This window comes from Actinoplanes lobatus (assembly GCF_014205215.1).
In the GTDB taxonomy this organism is placed as follows: domain Bacteria; phylum Actinomycetota; class Actinomycetes; order Mycobacteriales; family Micromonosporaceae; genus Actinoplanes; species Actinoplanes lobatus.
The window spans coordinates 6124692-6141773 of sequence record NZ_JACHNC010000001.1; the positions used below are offsets into that span (position 1 = coordinate 6124692).

Annotated in this window: 12 protein-coding genes; 7 read left to right on the forward strand and 5 right to left on the reverse strand. The window is 71.8% G+C overall.

Annotation, left to right across the window (positions count from 1 at the left end):
* Nucleotides 1-2: 2 nt before the first annotated feature.
* From BJ964_RS28095 to BJ964_RS28110, 4 genes are all read left to right on the forward strand, one after another.
* Nucleotides 3-1034: a methionine ABC transporter ATP-binding protein gene (locus BJ964_RS28095; RefSeq protein ID WP_188123481.1), complete on the forward strand. Its 1032-nt coding sequence runs from the start codon at nt 3-5 to the stop codon at nt 1032-1034.
* A gap of 1 nt (nt 1035) precedes the next feature.
* Nucleotides 1036-1695, forward strand: a complete 660-nt coding sequence (locus BJ964_RS28100; RefSeq protein ID WP_188123482.1) for a methionine ABC transporter permease — start codon at nt 1036-1038, stop codon at nt 1693-1695.
* 101 nt (nt 1696-1796) lie between these two features.
* Complete coding sequence (locus tag BJ964_RS28105) at nt 1797-3482, forward strand: hypothetical protein (protein ID WP_229806766.1); 1686 nt, start codon at nt 1797-1799, stop codon at nt 3480-3482.
* Nucleotides 3483-3491: 9 nt separating this feature from the next.
* Nucleotides 3492-4541 carry an NYN domain-containing protein gene (locus BJ964_RS28110; RefSeq protein ID WP_188123483.1) on the forward strand — a complete coding sequence of 350 codons (1050 nt, stop codon included), beginning with the start codon at nt 3492-3494 and terminating at the stop codon, nt 4539-4541.
* Nucleotides 4542-4875: 334 nt separating this feature from the next.
* Here BJ964_RS28110 and BJ964_RS28115 read toward each other — a convergent pair whose 3' ends face one another.
* Together BJ964_RS28115 and BJ964_RS28120 are read right to left on the reverse strand one after the other, a co-directional pair.
* Nucleotides 4876-6315 (reverse strand): hypothetical protein, encoded by a 1440-nt coding sequence (locus tag BJ964_RS28115; RefSeq protein WP_188123484.1) that lies wholly within the window; start codon nt 6313-6315, stop codon nt 4876-4878.
* Between the two features lie 329 nt (nt 6316-6644).
* Nucleotides 6645-7838 (reverse strand): right-handed parallel beta-helix repeat-containing protein, encoded by a 1194-nt coding sequence (locus tag BJ964_RS28120; protein ID WP_188123485.1) that lies wholly within the window; start codon nt 7836-7838, stop codon nt 6645-6647.
* A 284-nt stretch (nt 7839-8122) separates the two neighbouring features.
* Here BJ964_RS28120 and BJ964_RS28125 point away from each other — a divergent pair, with 284 nt between their 5' ends.
* Nucleotides 8123-9673, forward strand: a complete 1551-nt coding sequence (locus tag BJ964_RS28125) for a pectate lyase family protein (protein ID WP_188123486.1) — start codon at nt 8123-8125, stop codon at nt 9671-9673.
* Nucleotides 9673-10578, forward strand: a complete 906-nt coding sequence (locus tag BJ964_RS28130; RefSeq protein ID WP_188123487.1) for a pectate lyase family protein — start codon at nt 9673-9675, stop codon at nt 10576-10578. Before BJ964_RS28125 ends, BJ964_RS28130 begins: the two co-directional genes overlap by 1 nt.
* A 114-nt stretch (nt 10579-10692) precedes the next feature.
* Here BJ964_RS28130 and BJ964_RS28135 read toward each other — a convergent pair whose 3' ends face one another.
* Entirely contained in the window at nt 10693-11349 is a 657-nt protein-coding gene (locus tag BJ964_RS28135; RefSeq protein WP_229806767.1) for a class I SAM-dependent methyltransferase, read from the reverse strand.
* Nucleotides 11350-11430: 81 nt separating this feature from the next.
* On the opposite strand from BJ964_RS28135, the gene BJ964_RS28140 reads away from it, so the two are divergent.
* A complete protein-coding gene (locus tag BJ964_RS28140) occupies nt 11431-13221 on the forward strand; it encodes a hypothetical protein (protein ID WP_188123488.1) in 1791 nt (596 codons plus the stop codon).
* Here BJ964_RS28140 and BJ964_RS28145 read toward each other — a convergent pair.
* Both BJ964_RS28145 and BJ964_RS49190 read right to left on the reverse strand, forming a co-directional pair.
* Nucleotides 13142-14794, reverse strand: coding sequence for a tetratricopeptide repeat protein (locus BJ964_RS28145; protein ID WP_188123489.1), 1653 nt, complete (start codon nt 14792-14794; stop codon nt 13142-13144). The genes BJ964_RS28140 and BJ964_RS28145 overlap by 80 nt on opposite strands.
* A 6-nt stretch (nt 14795-14800) precedes the next feature.
* Nucleotides 14801-16999, reverse strand: coding sequence for a DUF4132 domain-containing protein (locus tag BJ964_RS49190; protein ID WP_188123490.1), 2199 nt, complete (start codon nt 16997-16999; stop codon nt 14801-14803).
* Nucleotides 17000-17082: the final 83 nt, after the last annotated feature.

Genomic DNA, 17082 nt, shown 5'->3' on the forward strand with positions numbered 1-17082 from the left:
GCGTGACACACGTACGCCTGAGCCATGTCTCGAAGACCTTCACCCGCGGCCGCGACGGCGGCCGCGTGGTGGCCCTCGACGACGTCAGCCTCGACGTCGCCGAGGGCGAGGTCTTCGGGATCATCGGCCACTCCGGAGCCGGCAAGAGCACCCTGATCCGCCTGATCAACGGCCTGGAGTCACCGACCAGCGGCCAGGTGTTCGTCGGCGACCACGAGATCGGCGCCCTGCCGGAACGCGACCGGCGGGGCCTGCGCCGCGACATCGGCATGATCTTCCAGCAGTTCAACCTGTTCCGGTCCCGGACCGTCGCCGGCAACGTGGCCTACCCGCTCAAGGTGGCCGGGATCGGCCGGGCCGAACGGGACCGCCGGGTGGCCCGGCTGCTCGACTTCGTGGGCCTGCTCGACCGCGCCCACGACCACCCCGAGCAGCTGTCCGGCGGGCAGAAGCAGCGGGTCGGCATCGCCCGCGCGCTGGCCACCGAACCGTCGCTGCTGCTCGCCGACGAGGCCACCAGCGCGCTCGACCCGAAGACCACCGCCGAGGTACTGGCACTGCTCGGCCGGGTCAACCGGGAACTCGGCGTCACCATCGTCCTGATCACCCACGAGCTGGACGTGATCCGGGCCGTCGCCGACCGGGTCGCGGTGATGGACGGCGGCCGCATCGCCGAGTCCGGCACGCTCTACGACGTCTTCGCCCACCCGAAGAGCGCCGCGACGGCCGACTTCGTCCGCGGCGCGCTGCGCGACCGGCCGTCACCGGAGACCCTGGCCCGGCTGCGGCACACCCACGGCGGGCGGATCGTGACCGTCGCGATCCGCGACCGTACCGGCTTCCAGACCGCGCTGGCCCGGACGTTCCTGGAGCATCAGGTGGCGGCCGGGATCATCTACGGCGGCATCAGCGAGCTGCAGGAACGGGCGGTCGGCAGCCTCACCTTCGAGCTGACCGGACCGGACGAGGGCATCGACGCGGCGCTGGCGGCGCTGCGCGCCGACGGCGTGGACCTGACCGAGGAGAACGGCTGACGTGGACGAGTTCATCGCGAATCTGCCGGTCTTCCGCGAGGCCATCTGGCAGACGTTCTACATCGTCACCGTCTCGGTGGTGGCCGGCGGCCTGCTCGGCCTCGGCCTGGGCCTGGTGCTCTACGCGACCCGGTCCGGTGGCCTGCTCGCCAACCGGGCGGTCTACCTGGTGGTCAACATCCTGGTGAACGTGATCCGCCCGATCCCGTTCGTCATCTTCCTGACCGCCATCCAGCCGCTCATGCTGGTCACGATCGGCACCACCATCGGCACCGACGCGGTCACCTTCGCGCTGTCGCTGGCGGCCGCCTTCGCGGTCAGCCGGATCATCGAGCAGAACCTGCTGGCCGTCGAGCCGGGAGTCATCGAGGCGGCCCGGGCGGCCGGCGCCCGGCCGTTGAGCATCCTGCTGACCGTGGTCGTCCCGGAGGCGCTCGGCCCGGTCATCCTGGGCTACACGTTCATCTTCGTCGGCGTGGTGGACATGTCCGCCCAGGCCGGGCTCTTCGGCGGCGGCGGCCTCGGCGACTTCGCGGTCACCTACGGGTCCCAGCGCTACAACTGGGTGGTCGTCTACATCACCGTCGCGGTGATCATCGCGATCGTCCAGGCCGGCCAGTTCCTCGGCAACCACCTGGCCCGTAAGGCGCTGCGCCGCTGACCGGTCACACCCGGACGGGGGACGCGGCCGGCCGCCCGGGGCGGGCCGCTAACCTCGGGGTTATCGAGGACGACCTGCGCCTGCTGCGCGCCTACGAACCGGTGGCCCGGTTCACCGAAGGGGAGTACTTCTTCCCCGTCTCGGTCGAACGGTACGTGGGCCGTGCCAGCCTGTGGCGTGCCCGGCCCGGCAGCGGCCCGGAGCAGGAGGCGCCCCCGGGCGGGCTCACCCTGGACCGGCTGCCCGCCGACGCCGGCTACTCGCTGTCCGGCATCGGCGCCAACGACCGGCACGCGCACATCCCGCTGCGGGAACGACCACCCCACCTGCGCCGGTCCAGCCGGCTCGCCTCGGTCGGCCCGACCGCCCGGCTGCTCGACGCCATCAACCGGTTCTCCCTGCTGTTCCGTGGCAGCGTGCCCGGCGGCAGCGCCGCCCAGTCGTTCCTGCTGCAACGCGACCACCTCCGGGCGGACCGGCCCACCTACTACGGCCGGGTGCTGCGCGACGACCCGTGGATCGTCTGCCAGTACTGGTACTTCTACAGCTTCAACAACTGGCGGTCCGCGTTCGGCGGCGTCAACGAGCACGAGGCCGACTGGGAACAGGTCACCGTCTACCTCGACGGCACCGCCACCGGCCCGGACGGGCTGCCGCCGCCCCGCTGGGTGGTCTTCTCCGCCCACGAGGAGACCGGCGACGACCTGCGGCGCCGCTGGGACGACCCGGACCTCACGGTCTACGCCGACCGGCACCCGGTGGTCTTCGTCGGCGCCGGCTCGCACTCCGGCGCCTACCTGCCCGGCGACTACCTGATCACGGTCAAGCCGCCGAAACTGCGCGGCCTGGTCGGGGCGCTGCGCTGGTCGGCCCGGCTGTTCGCGCCCTGGCACCACGAGCACCACCCGTCGGTCGGCATCCCGTACGTCGACTACGCCCGCGGCGACGGCCGCGCCGTCGGCCCCGGCCACGACGAACCGTGGCACCCGGTCCTGATCGGCGACGACACCCCGTGGGTCCGCGACTTCCGCGGCCTGTGGGGCCGCGACACCCGCGACCGGCTCGGCGGCGAACGCGGCCCGGCCGGCCCGCGCTACAGCCGCGACGGCACGGTCCGGCAGCCCTGGGCCGACCCGATCGGCTGGGCCGGCCTCGCGAAGGTCGCCCCCAATCCGGAGGCCGAACGCAAACTCGCCGAGATCCGCCTGAAACGCGACCACGACCGCCTCACCGCCCTCGACGACCAGATCACCACCCTGCGGCAGGAACTCGCCGTCGCCGCGGCCGGGCTCCCGGCCGGCTCGGCCGAGGTCCGTGGCCTGCTCCCGGACGAACGCCGGCTGCTCAACCTGCGCATGGAACACACCCGCCTCGCCGACGAACTGGCCGGCGCCGCCACCGCCGCGCCGCTGACCGACCACCCGCACGCCCACCTGCTGCACCGCCGCGTCCCGCTGGAACCCGCCACCGGCGTCCGTGGCCGGATCATGTCGTGGTGGGCGGTTCTGAGCACCCCGCTGATCCTGGGCGCGCTCGGCGCCCTCGCCTTCCCGCTGGGCACCGGGGGAAGCGACATCGCCCTGGCCCTGCTGCTCGGCCTGCTCGCCGTGGAAGGCCTGGTCCGCGGCAAGTTCCTGGCCGTCCTGCTGCGCCTGATCCTGGCGGCCGCCGCGATCGGGGCACTGGTCCTGCTCTGGTACGACGGCCGCTACGTCGTCACGTTCACCTTTTTCGCCGCTGCGCTGTTGGTCCTGCTGATCAACGTGCGCGAGGCGATGCGCAGATAGGCTCGCAGTGTGGACCAAGAAGAACGCATCGCCCTGTTCCTGGACTACGAGAACCTGGCGATCGGCGCCCGCGACCACCTCGGCGGCATGACCTTCGACCTGCGGCCGGTCACCGACGCCCTGGCCGAGCGCGGCCGGGTGGTGGTGCGCAGGGCGTACGCCGACTGGTCCTACTTCGACGAGGACCGCCGCCTGCTGACCCGTTCGCACGTGGAACTCATCGACATCCCGCAGAAGATGGGCGCCTCCCGCAAGAACGCCGCCGACATCAAAATGGTCGTCGATGCCCTGGAACTCGCCTTCGAACGCGCCTACATCTCGACGTTCGTCCTCTGCACCGGCGACAGCGACTTCACCCCACTCGTCCACAAGCTGCGCGAACTCAACAAGCGGGTGATCGGCGTCGGCGTCGAGCGCACCACCTCGGCCCTGCTGCCGCCCGCCTGCGACGAGTTCCTGTTCTACGACCGCCTCGAAGGCGTCGAGATCCCGGCCCCCGCTCCGTCGCGTACCCGCCCCGCCAAGACCCCCGCTCGGCCGGAACCCGTGCCGGTCCCGGAAACCGTCGCCGACACACCCGCCCGCGACCCGGAGTCACTGGCGACCCTGGTCGCACAGACCGTTTCCGGCCTTCAGCACAGCGCCAGCGGCACGGTCACCGCCTCCATCCTCAAACGCACCCTGCTGCGCAAGGACCCGACGTTCAGCGAGGCCGACTACGGCTTCCGCGCCTTCGGCGAACTGCTGCGCCACCTCGCCGGCCGCAACGTCATCGAACTCGGCGACGGCCAGGCCAAGGGCGACCCGGAGATCTCACTGCCCGAACACGGCGACCGCGAGGCCGCGTTCGCCCTGCTCAAGACGGTGGTCGCGGACGCCGGGCCGGTCGCCCTCTCCGGCCTCAAGAACCGGGTGCGCAAGGTCGCCCCCGACTTCAGCGAGAAGAAGCTCGGCTACCGCAGCTTCCTCCAGTTCGCCAAGGCCGCCGCGACGGCGGGCGCCATCGACCTGGCCTGGAACCCCGACATCGACGACTACCTACTGACAAAACCCCTCTGATCGTACGGGCAAAAAAGCCCCCAACCGCAAGAAAACCGCCCCGCCCGCGCCGCGCGGCCGCTCTGCACCGTTCCGGCCGTGCCGCGCCCGCCGGGCGTGAGCGGTCCGTCACCCGGTCCGCGCCCCGCCCGGCGAGCGGCTCAACAGGTTCGGCAGGATGCCGATGAACCAAGGGTGAGCGCCATGACAGCGCGTCAGATCCTGCCTGACGTCCTTCTCGACGTGCACTCTTCGTCAACCTGGAGCCGAGCACGCTGACCGGCCGGCCCGACGTCATCCTCGACGGGCTCGACGAGCGGGCCGACCATGTGCAGGTGGTCGTCTTCGTCGTCAGTTACGACCGGGCTCTGGTGACCGCCGCCGCCCACTCGATGGCGGGACGCCTCACCCGCTGGCGCTCTTCGGCCGTCGTCCAGGCGTGGGGCTGTCCGGCCGTCGTCCAGGCGTGGGGCTGTCCGGCCGTCGTCCAGCCGTGGGGCTGTCCGGCCGTCGCTCGGCCGTGGGGCTGTCCGGCTGTCGTCCAACCGTGGCGCCAGGACGACCACGCCGGCCCCATCGCTGACCGGGACGCGTTCCCGGCCGCCCGGAGCCGGTGGCGCCGGGCCTCGGCGCGGGCGGACGCGGCGTTCGCCTCGCGGCGCAGGCTGTCCCGGGCGGCGACGGCGAGCTGGGCGTCGTGCCAGGCGGTCGCCTCGGTGGCGGCGGCCCACCGGTACAGCTGATGGCGGACGGCGGCGATCGCCCGGCCCAGGACCAGCTCCTGGTCGACCGGGTGCAGCTTCGGATTCCAGCCGCCCTCGCCGGAGGCCAGGTCGGCCAGCACCGTGGCGGGCAGGTCACCGCGCTCGACGGCGGCCGCGGCGGCGCGGTGCAGGAAGCGGGCGCGGTCGGCGTACTCGGCGACGGTCCGCCGGGTGCGCGGTGTCCGGAACGCGGCGGCCGTGCGGATCCGCGCCAGCCGCTCCTCGGCGTCCTGCCAGCTCTGCCAGGCCTCGGCGGCGGCCTGATCGGTCTGCCGCCAGTGCTCCCGCCAGCGGTCGGCGGCCTCGGCGGCGCGGGTGGCCGCGACCAGCACCTCGACGGCGTAGCGCTGGGCCTCGACCGCCTCGGCGTGCCACCGGGCGAGAGCGTCCCGGCGGCGGCGCACCGTCGGGATCCGGGCCAGCAGCAGGTGGAGACGCCGCCACGCGCCCTGAGAGGCGGCCACCAGCAGGTGGAGTCGTCGCCACGCGCCTTGACCGGCGGCAGCCAGCAGGCCGGGGACCCGGGGCAGGAACAGCCGCAGCCACCGTGTCGTCCGGGCGCGGGCCGCCACGATCCGTGGTGGGAACTCGCGAAGACGCCGCACCGCCCGGCGGCGGGCCGCGGCCGGCAATGCGGCGATGTGCGGAAGGTGCAGATGCAGATGCCGTCGCGCTCGGCGGCCTGCCGCGGCCGGCACTTCCGCGAGCCGCTCCTCAGCGCTCCGGCGGGTCACGGTCAGGAGCGCGGAGAATCCGGTCGCGGCCCGGTGGAGAAGCACGGCCGGCAGTCGGCTCGGGGTCACCGGCGCGGGGAGGCCGTCCCCGGCTCTCCGGGTGCGGCCGGTCGACAGCGTGCGGGCGCGATCCTGAATGCCGGCCAGGAGCGCGGGGACGCGCGACAGCGACCGGCGGAGACGACGGTCGGCCACCAGGAAGAGCGGAGACAGGCTCAACACGAGCGAAGTCAGCCGGCGCACGACGATGAGCCACGCGGACGATCGCGGCCAGGTGCGCGACGGGTCCTTGGGCATGTGTCCGACCGTACCCGCAGGTCATGGTCACCTCATCCGCCCCAGAGGGTGATGTGAGGCTCTTTCGAGGCCGCCGGTGAAAGTGTGACCACCCGCCCGGGCGGGACCGAAAGGCGGGCGGTGAATCGGTCGTGACCGGCGGCACAGGCGCAAGTACCGGTCGGGCCGGCCTGCCCGGGCACCGATCTGCGCCCGGCGGGCGCGGCACGGGCCGGAGCGGGCAGCGAGCGTGCGCGAACCGGACGGAACGGTCCTGATGAGACGGGGCGAGGTCGCGCGTACCGGAAAGGAGCGGGAAGCGGAACGCGGACCTCGACCACGAAAGATCTCTAGATCTTGGCGCCGACGGCGGAGCCGTTGGCCGGTACCAGGAAGTTGGACGACGGGATGGAGCCGTCGGCGGCGCGTGCCCCGGTGATCACCGACTGGTCGGTGCTGAGCAGGGTCCACGTGCCGCCGATGTTCCACGAGTTGCCGGAGGCGGTGGACGAGCCGAGGGCGACCGCGGTGGCGTTGCCGACGGCCAGGTTGGCGGTCAGTTTCGAGGTGGAGCCGCCGTCCACGTCGAACCCGGTCTTCACGTTCTTCCAGGCGGTGCTGCGGTTGATCACGATGGCGCCGGTGTTGCCGTTGTCGGTGAAGCCGTGTGCCGCGTTGCTGAACGAGAACGTGTTGGCGATATTGTGCGCGGCCGCCGGGCCGGTGCCGCTGCTGCCGCCCAGCTTGAAGCCGTTGCCGTCGCCGGAGAAGTCGGGGATGCTCCAGCGGTTGTAGCCGTTGCCGTACGCCACGCTGTTCTGGATCGTGATCGGCGAGGTGAACAGCCACGCGTCGAAGCCGTCGTCGACGTTGTTCCACAGCCGGGCGCCGCGGACCACGTTGCCGGTGCCGGTGCCCTCCTTGATGCCGAGACCGTCGGCGCTCTCGCCGTTCTTGCGCGGGTCCCGGTTGCCGTAGCTGTCCAGGTTCAGGATCAGGTTGTTCGCCGAGGACCCCTGCAACTGGAAGCCGGTCTCGTAGTTGTCCCGGGTGACCAGCCGCTCGAAGGTGTTGTTGTTGCAGCCGGCGCAGTAGATCCCGTACGGGCCGTTGGCGATTTCCAGGCGGACGAGCTTCCAGTACGACGCCTCCATGTGGATGGCGCCACGCTGCGCGCCGGGGATGGTGGAGCCGACCGCGCCCGGGGTGTAGCCGAGTGCCTCGCCGTCGATGATCACGCGTTCGCTGCCGTACGCCGTGAGGGTGTAGGGCGCGCTCGCCGTACCGCTCTTGGTGATCTGGATGTTGGTGGTCAGCGCGTAGGTGCCGCCGCGGACCGAGACGGTGCCGCCGGCCGGGACCAGACTTATCGCTTTCTGAATGGTGGCGAGCGGCGCGGACAGGGTGCCGGCGTTGCTGTCGCTGCCGTTCGTCGCCACGTAGAGCGTAGTGGTGGCCGCCGATGCCGACGGGATTCCGGTGATGATTCCGGCGGTTACCGCGATGCCCGCGACGGCCGTGGCCAGCACATTCCGGGATTTCATGGGGATCTCCTTTACGGGAACGCGCCGACGTGGGGGAATGCGCTTTCCCGCCGGGAACCTACAGCAGGGTTCGAGGTGGGTCAATCCGTCATGGTTCGCAGTGGGTGCGACTGCAACATTCCTGCAAACGGAAAGCATTGACTGCCTCGGATGCGCGATTTTAAGGTCGGCCACAAGGTTTCGCGGAGGTTTCACAGCCACGGACGGGCGCATTCCCCGATGCGACCGTCCACATCCCCTCGACGCTGTTTCCGCTACCCGTCCCCGTTCCCCCGGGAGTAGCCATGCGCAAGATCGGATGGCTCGTGGGCGGTGCCGCCATCACCGTGCTCGCCAGCGCGGTGATCGGCGGCCCCGCCCGGGCCGACGCCCTGTTCACCGACGATTTCGACGACGGCAACGCCGACGGCTGGAGCCGCAACGGCGGCGCCTGGTCGATCGTCACCGACGGCACACCCGCCTACCAGCAGACCAGCACCGGCACCAACGCCCGCGCGCTGGCCGGAACCACCACCTGGACCGACTACTCGGTGCGGGCACGGGTCAAGCAGATCGGCGCCGGCACCTCCGCCGGGGTGGCCGCCCGCGCCCAGTCCACCAGCCAGTACTACACCCTCGTGATCGCCGGCGGCGCGGCCCAGTTGCAGCGGGTCTCCGGCGGCACGGCCACCACCCTCGCCACCGCGGTCGTCGGCGGCAGTGCCGGGACGTGGCGGACCCTCGCGCTCGACGTGCGGGGCAGCGCGCTCACCGGCTACGTCGACGGGGCCGCCGTGGTCCGGGCCGCCGACACCACGTTCGCGCGGGGCAGGATCGGGCTCGTCACGTCGTACGCCGCCGCGGTTTTCGATGATGTCGCGGTCGACACCGCCGCGCCGGGCCCCGGCCCGTCGCCCACCTCGCCGTCACCGACCACCCCGCCGCCGCCCGGCGGATGCGCCGTCACCGGCGCGGCCACCGGCTTCGCGGCCGGCACCACCGGCGGCGCGGGCGGCCCGACCGTCCAGGTCGACACCGCCGCCGAACTGCTCTCCTCGATCGCCACGCCCGGCCCGCTCACCATCTGCGTCGCCGGCACGATCACGCTGCCCGCCGGGATGTACGACGTGACCAGCGACAAGTCGATCGTCGGCATCGGCGCCACCGCGGGCATCACCGGTGGCGGATTCAACATCGGCCTCCCGGTTTCGGACGTCACCTCGCCGCCCGCCGACGCGGTGCACAACGTGATCGTCCAGAACCTGACGTTCCGCAATGCCAGTGATGACTCGATCAACGTACAGATGTACTCCCATCACGTATGGATCGACCACAACGATCTGGCCCAGGGCTACGACGGGCTGATCGACATCAAACGCGGGTCGTCGCTGGTGACGGTGTCGTGGAACCACACCCACCACCACACCAAGAACATGCTCCTCGGCCACGACGACGCGAACGGCGCGCAGGACACCGGGCGGCTCAAGGTCACCTACCACCACAACTGGTTCGACGCGACGCCGCAGCGCAACCCGCGGGTCCGCTTCGGAGAGCCGGTGCACGTCTACAACAACTACTACTTCTACAACACCGACACCGGTGTGGCCTGCCAGAACACCGCCGGGTGCCTGGTCGAGGGCAACTACTTCGAGGACGTCGAGGAGCCGGTCACCAACACGTACGCCGGGCCGTCCGGTCGCTGCGTGGCCCGCAACAACGTGTTCGTGGGGGAGTCCGGCGCCCCCGAATGCAGCGGCACCGTGCAGGAGCCGGCCACCTATTACAGCTACACCCTGGACGACCCGAACCAGGTGAAGGCCATCGTCACCGCCGGCTCGGGCGTCGGGAGGCTCTGATGCACACGCTCCTGGCTCTTGTCCTGGTCTGGCCCGGCGTCTTCGCGGCGTCCGCCGCGGACGGTTTCGCCACCGGGACCACCGGCGGGGTGGGCGGGGCCACCGTCACCGTCGACACCACCGACGAACTGCTCGAAGCCATCGACACGGTGGGCCCGCTGATCATCCAGGTGTCCGGCACGATCGCCATCACCAGCAAACAGGGGGTACGCCCGAACAAGACGATCGTCGGCCTCGGCGCGAACGCGACGATCACCGGCGGCGGGTTCGACATGTACCGGTCGTACAACGTCATCATTCGCAACATGACATTCGTTGACGCCGAGGATGACGCGATCAATGTTGGTCAACAGTCACATCACGTGTGGATCGACCACAACACGTTCATCCGTCCCGTCGACGGGTCGATCGACATCGTGCGCGGCGCCGAGTACGTCACCGTGTCGTGGAACCACTTCGCCGGCACCGACAAGAGCATGCTGATCGGCCACTCCGACGGGGCGTCCGGCACCGACGTCGGCCATCTCAAGGTGACCATCCATCACAACTGGTTCGACGGGTCGCGGCAGCGGCATCCGCGGGTGCGCTTCGGCGAGCCGGTGCACGTCTACAACAACTACTTCAACGGCAACGAGCTGTACGGGGTCGCGTCCACGATGAACGCCGGCGTGATCGTGGAGGGCAACTACTTCAACGCGGTGCCGTACCCGTGCTACTCCACCGGCGGTTACGCCGACAGCGGTCCGGGCCGCCTGGTTCAGCGGGCCAACGTGTTCACCGGCTCCGGCACATGCCAGGCCGGTGGGACGGTGGTGGAGCCGAGCACCTACTACTCGTACACCCTGGATCCGGCCTCGGCGGTGCCGTCGCTGGTCCAGGCGGGCGCGGGAGCCGGCCGGATCTGAGATCGGCCGGCCGGCCGGGCGGTGAGGCAGCGGCAGCCTCGCCGCCCGGCGGATCAAACGAGCACCCGAAACAGGACCGAGGACTGGCCGTCGCGTTCCTCGGGGCGCGGCTGCTCAGGCGGGTGCCTGGAACAGGACCGAGGACTGGCCGTCGCGTTCCTCGGGGCGCGCCTGCCGCACCATGCGGGCCACCTCGCGCAGGCCGAACGCCTCCGCGCGGGCCGCCACCTCGTCGGCTGTGTAGTTGTAGCGCTCCAAATCGACGTCGTAGCCCATGCCGCGGTAGATCTCGCCGACGTCGCGGCTGCCCCGGCCGTGCTGGAAGCCGACGAGCAGATGCCCGCCCGGCCGCAGCACCCGCGCGGCCTCGGCGAAGATCCGGTCCTGGCCGGCCGGCGGCGTGTGAATGATCGAGTACCAGAGCATGACACCGGGAAACGCGTCGTCCGGGAACGGCAGCTCGGTCAGCGACGCCACCGAGAAGGTCAGCTCGGGACTCTCCTTGCGGGCCCGGGCGATCATGCCGGGTGAGAGGTCGACGCCCTCGGCCAGAACGCCGCGGCCGCTCAGATATCGGCTCAGCCGGCCCGAGCCGCAGCCGGCGTCGAGAATCCGCGGGTCGCCGCCGGCGATCACCGCGGCGGCGAAGGCGTCAACCATCGCCAGGTCCAGCGCATGCTCGGCGCTGGTGTCCGGAAAATAGTCGGCGTACGCGTCCGCGACCGTGTTGTAGGCCTTCTCCACACCGCGATAGTCCACTGAGTCCGTCACGCCCGGCATCATCGCACCGGTGGCCCGGTGTGCGAAGATCGGTTCCATGACCAACGGAAAGGGCGCCGCGCGCCCCGTCGAGTGAGCATCCCGGCTCCGGCGGACGGCTGGAGATGGCTGGAGGCGGGCCTCCGAACCGGCGACGTCCTGACTCCCGGTGACGACGCGCGGGAACACGTCGCCTACTTCGTCCGGGCCGACCGTGACGGGCCGACGACCCACCGCCTGCTGAGATTCGCGGCCGAGGGCGGGGCACGAATACGTCGTGTCGCCCTGGAACTGCTGGATCAGCTCTGCTTACCGCCGTCCGGCTGGCCCCTGGTGGCCGACGCCGCCGAACGGGCCTTCGGCGACGTGGATCCCTCGGTCCGGTCCGCCGCGGCGAGGCTTCTGGTGAACACCGCCGAACCGGGCCGTGTCATGGCGGCCTTCAACGACTCAGCCGATCCGATCGTCCGGACCGCCCTGATGGAGATGATGCCCTGGCAGCGGATCCGGCGACATCGAGCAATCCTGGAGCGTCTACGGACGGACCCGGTAGCGGCCATCCGGTTTCTGGCCAACATCGCCCTGCTGGGCCGCGACGAGTCGCCGGTACGGGACGCCGCGATCCGGGCCGACCTCGAGGCCTCGATCGACGCCCTGGAGATGCGGGGTTCCGCCGGGCAGCGGTGGGCGTGGGCGCTGGCCGGTGCCGACCGGGAGAAGGACCTTTATCACCTCGCGGAACGGCTGACGGACCGGGCCGAGAGCGAGAGCGTCAGACTCGAAGGCGTCCGGATGGCGGCCGTGGCGATGGGTGAGTGGCGCGCCGCGCCCGCCCGGGTGACGCCGATGCTGATCCGGCTCCTGCATGACGATGGCGTACGGACGGCGGCACTGCACACGCTGGCCGCCTCGTTGACCGCGTCCCGCCTGGCCGCGGACGAACTCGCGGCGATGGCGGACGACCCGCGACTGGGCGCGACGGCCGCCATCGCACTGGGCTGCGCCGGCGATCACCGTGCGATGCCCCATCTGGTACGGCTGCTGCTCGCCGACAGTGATCAGCCCCGTCTGACCGAGGCATTCCGGGCGCTCGCCAGGGCGGGCACCGATCCGGAGGCGCCGGTGATCGCCGCCCGGCGGATTCTCGCCAGTCATCCGCACCACTCAGAACCGGAGCGAGCGATGCGGGTGCTGGCCGCGTTCGGCCCACGGGCGGCCGCCGCGGTCCCGGAACTGATCGTCCGGCTCCAACAGGCGGTGAACGACACCCCGGACTGGGCCATGTGTGTCCTGGGCCGGATCGGCCCGGCGGCCACCGCGGCGATTCCGTACCTGCGCGAGTATCCGACGCAGGCCGCCAGACACGCCCTCGTCGAGATCACTTTGGACCGGGCATCGGCCGACCGGTATCTCGCCAACTGCCCGGAGAGACTTCGCCACGGCGGCCTCGCGATGGATTTGCTGAACGGGCTCGCCGGGAACGGTGGGCTCACGCCCCGCCAGCACCGGCAGCTGCGAAGCCTGTTCGAGACATCCGGATCCACCCAGGTGGGAACGGCTGCTGCACTGTGGCTCCACGAGGGCCCGGCGGCGGCCGAAGAACTGCTGGAGGTGCTGCCGGAGTACCTGTCCGACCACCGGCACGCGTTCACGGCGCTCAAGGTGTTCACCGCGATGGGACCGCATGCCGGGCCGGTCCTCGACCGGCTGGACCGGTTTGTGGCCGCACGGCGGCGGGCGCGCTTCACCACCGGCGACCGCGAGGTCGCCATGCGGGCGGACGAGGCGTTGTTGGCCGAGATGGTCAGGCCGGGGCCTCCATGCCGTTCGCGACGGTCAGGAGCCGGTCGGCCAGGGCGGGAGCCGCGGCCCGCACCGCGGTGAGGTCGGTACGGGTGTCGAGCTGCTGCGTCCACAGGACTGCCCGGCCCACCTCCAGCAGGCACAGCGCACGTGCCGGGTCGCCGGCCGCGCAGGCGCAGGCCGCCGCGTTGTCGGTCAGGTGGCGCCAGTCGAGCAGCAGCAGTTCGCGGCTGGCCCGGTTCAGGCCACGCCAGGCCAGCAGCGGCAGCAGGTCGACGGCGGCCGCGAATCCGTCGGCGGCGTCCGCCCAGTCGGCTGTCGCCGCGGCGCTGCGGCCCCAGTGCTGGGCCGCCTTCACCCGTTCGGCGACCGGTGCCGATCGCACCGCGACACCCTCGTACGCCGTGTCGCGGGCCCGCCGGCCGTCCACCGGCCGGTTCGACAGCGCGTGGCGCGATTGCAGGGTGTGGCTGAGATTCGACAGGTACATGACCCGGTCGGGGTGCCCGTCCGGGGTGCCGTCGACGGCCTTCTCGAACAGGCGCACCGCCTCGTCGAGGTCCTCGGCCGCGCCGGTGGCGTCGAACCGGTGACGCAGCGCGAGGCCGAGGTTGGAGACGTACCCGGGAAGTTCCCGATCGTCCGGCGGCAGCAGCGTGATCGCCTCCCGCAGCACCTCGATCGCCTCGGTGAGGTCCGGCAGCCGCCGGTGCGCCTCGAAGCGGATCTGGAGGACCACGCTGAGGTTGCTGAGCATCTCGGCCCGGCCCAGCAGGGTCGTGCCCCCACCGCCGGGGAGCGAGGTCGCGGCCCGGCAGGCGTCGACCGCCGCGTCGAGATCCGCGGGGTTCCGCCGACGGTCGAACCGGCCCCGCAACGCCACTCCGAGCGCCGACAAGGTCGTGGGCCGTGCCGGGTCGCGGCGCCGCAGCGCGGTGAGCGACCGCCGGAGGACCTCGATCGCCTCCTCCACGTCGTCCAGTTCGCCGAGGTGGCCGAACCGGATCGTCAGCAGGGTGCCCAGCCCGGACAGGACGATGCCGCGGGCCGGCCGGCGGCGGCGCCGGGGCAGCCGTTCCAGCACGTCGCGTTTCAGGTCGATCGCCTCGTTGAGGAACCGGATGTCGCCACTGAGCTCGAACCGCTCCCGCAGCCGGCCGGCGAGCAGGTCATGAGTGGCGAAGTCCGGGGTCTGCGCCAGCCGGTCCCGCAGCAGCGGAAGCTCGAAGTCGATCCGTTCCAGTTCGGGCGTCTCGCCGATGTGGTCGACCCGGGCCGCGGCGCCCTCCCACAGGTTGCGGGGAATCTCGTCGATGTCGCGGCGTGCCCGCTCCGGCACGATCTCGTCGCCCTGCCGGTGCAGCAGCAGCTCGGAGAAGTGGTCGAGAGCGGCCGCGTGGTCGTCGGCCAGCGACGGGTCGGCCAGATGGCGGCACCAGTGCAGCCATCCGGACAGGGCCAGCAACTCCCACTCGGCGGGCCCACCGCCGCCCTCCCACAGGGCGGCGTAGACGCCGGCCAGCCACAGCCGCCGGACCTCATCGACCGCCTCCGGGGTCAGCACGGCCGCGGCGTCCCCGGACCGGCGGTAGGCGCCGATCCGGGCCGCGATCGTTCCGGCCAGGGCGAGGGCCTGCTCGGACGCGGTCGGCATGGCAGGTCAACCTCTCAGGGAATACAACTCCACCAGGGCCTCGGACAGGGCGACCGGATCACCGTCGCCGAACGGGATCCGCCGTGCGGCCCCGAAGTGATCCGATTGCGCTTCGTCGACCCAGATCTCGGTGATCCGGTGCTCGCTACCCGGATCGTACGACGACGTCGACACCGGCTTGTCCAGCTCGGCCAGCAGGGTCAGCCCGCCGGGCAGTTCGGTCCACAGCCGGGTGTACGGCGAGTGCGAGGTGCCGTGCCCCTCACCGTGCCAGCGGCCGTTGACCGGTTCCTCGAACCGGTTGTTGCGGACCGGCCCGAAGCCGGGCAGGCTGGTCGCCGCCCGCTCGGCCTCGGTGAGCACCACCGCGGGCCGGTTCACCTGCGGGAACGGCTGCATGATCTCGTAGTCGGCGAAAACCCGTGCCCACGCCGTCAGATCGTCACCGAGTTCCGCCGGGTGCACGATGCGCAGCCGGGCGTCGCCGTCGACGGTCACCGTGTCGTCGTCCAGGTCGGCGAGACTGCCGTCCTCGGCGACCCGCACGGCCCGGATCAGGCGATCGCCGGCGTCGTACTCGCCCCACAGCAGCCGGCGCGCGATCGGCCCGAGGATCGGGTGCGGCAGCAGGAAGCCGGGCAGATCGCGGGCCGGCCGCTCGTAGCGGGCGAACATGTCGCGTTCCAGGCGGACGAGCTGTACCGCCGCGGCCGCCCGCAGATCCTTCTTGAACTGGAGGAACCACGGGTACGCCTCGGGCCTGGTGTCCCTCACGCCGGGCTTGGGCAGCCGGGCCAGCAGTTTCCCGGTCGGCCCCTGCACGAAGGCGGTCAGGTGCTCGTCGGTGACCACCGGGAACGAGCGCGGCCCGTAGTCCAGCGTGATCCCGGCGTCCAGGCCGAGCGTCGGCGCCAGGCGGTCGGCGACCTGCGCAACGGTCAGGCCGCGGCCCGCGGCGGCCTGGGCGAGGTAGACGCGGAGTCGCTGGTTGCGGGATCCGGGTGTCATGCGCTGTTCGATCGCCAGCAGATGCCGCATCGCGGTGTCCGAACCGATCGCGCACAGCACCGCGTACCCCTCGATGGCCCGCTGGTGACGGCTGTCCTGCGGCCAGGCGCGCACCTTGGGCGCCAGATGCTCCACCGTGGCGTCGTCGCCGAGGTGCGCCTGCGCCACCACCACCCACGCCTCGGACGGCGGAAGGCCACCGGAGATCCAGGCGTCCAGCATCGCCCGCCCGAATTCGGCCACACTCTGCCTGTCGCATTCGGCGATCAACTTCGCCGCCTCCGGGGTGGGCGGCGCCACCATCGGCTGCGCGGCCTCCCACGACTCGACCGCCACCGGCCGGCCGAGCGGCCCCTCCGGATCACCGGGCGCCGGCTCCGGCGGATCCGCCAGCCGCGACGAGGTCAGCGCCAGGATCAGGCGCCCGGTGTCCTCGGCCGACATGATCCCGCCACCGGCCAGCACGATCTTCGGCAATTCGCCGAGATCCAGCCACGACGGAACCTTCACCCTCCGCGCGGCTCGCGCCGGCGTCGAAAACAGCGGGGGTACGGGTGTGAGCACACCGTCGTCCGCTCCCACCAGGGCGATGACCGCGGCGTGCACGCCCGTCCCGTACCCCTCGGCGGTTTTGATCAGCATCGGGCCGTGACCGATCGACGCGAGATGGCGCACCGCGTCCTCGGCGTTGCGCCGGCCCGCGCCGGCCCGCCCGATCGTGGCCGGAACCAGCGCCCGCGCCGCGTTCTCGGCGTGCCGCTCCAGCCACAGCCGCGCCCACGCCCGGGCCGAGCCGAGCTGGCGCAGCCATCCGGCGACGAGACGGGCCGGCTCCGGACCGCGGAACGGCAGCAGCAGCACGCCCAGCTGGTCGGCGGAGTAGGCGGTGCCCGCCACGGCGAGCGGCAGCGCGTCCACCCCCAATCTGGCCACCGCGACCCGGCTCAGGTCGATCCGGTGCGGCACCCGGTACCGCATCTCGTCGGTCTTGCCGAGCAGCTTCCGCGCGGTCGCCTCCGGGCCCTCGGCGAGCAGCCACGACACCTGCCGGGACTTCAGATCGGTGAGGTCCTTGGCAGCGTCCACCGCGTCGGCCCAGCCGGGTTGCTCCGGCCCGTGGCCCAGCGCCGCGGTCCGCGACAGCCACCGCTCCCGCTCGCCGTCCTCCCACGCCATGACCGTCGCATCGTCCGTCACCGGCACACCCCCGTGCTCGTATGTCTGTAGCCGGAGACCGTATCCGAGCGCCGCTCAGGCCGCGCCGGCGGAGGAACGGACGT

Coding starts and splice junctions, on each gene's coding strand:
- BJ964_RS28115 (WP_188123484.1), bottom strand. CDS start 6,315: ATGCCCAAGGACCCGTCGCGCACCTGGCCGCGATCGTCCGCGTGGCTC.
- BJ964_RS28120 (WP_188123485.1), bottom strand. CDS start 7,838: ATGAAATCCCGGAATGTGCTGGCCACGGCCGTCGCGGGCATCGCGGTA.
- BJ964_RS28125 (WP_188123486.1), top strand. CDS start 8,123: ATGCGCAAGATCGGATGGCTCGTGGGCGGTGCCGCCATCACCGTGCTC.
- BJ964_RS28130 (WP_188123487.1), top strand. CDS start 9,673: ATGCACACGCTCCTGGCTCTTGTCCTGGTCTGGCCCGGCGTCTTCGCG.
- BJ964_RS28145 (WP_188123489.1), bottom strand. CDS start 14,794: ATGCCGACCGCGTCCGAGCAGGCCCTCGCCCTGGCCGGAACGATCGCG.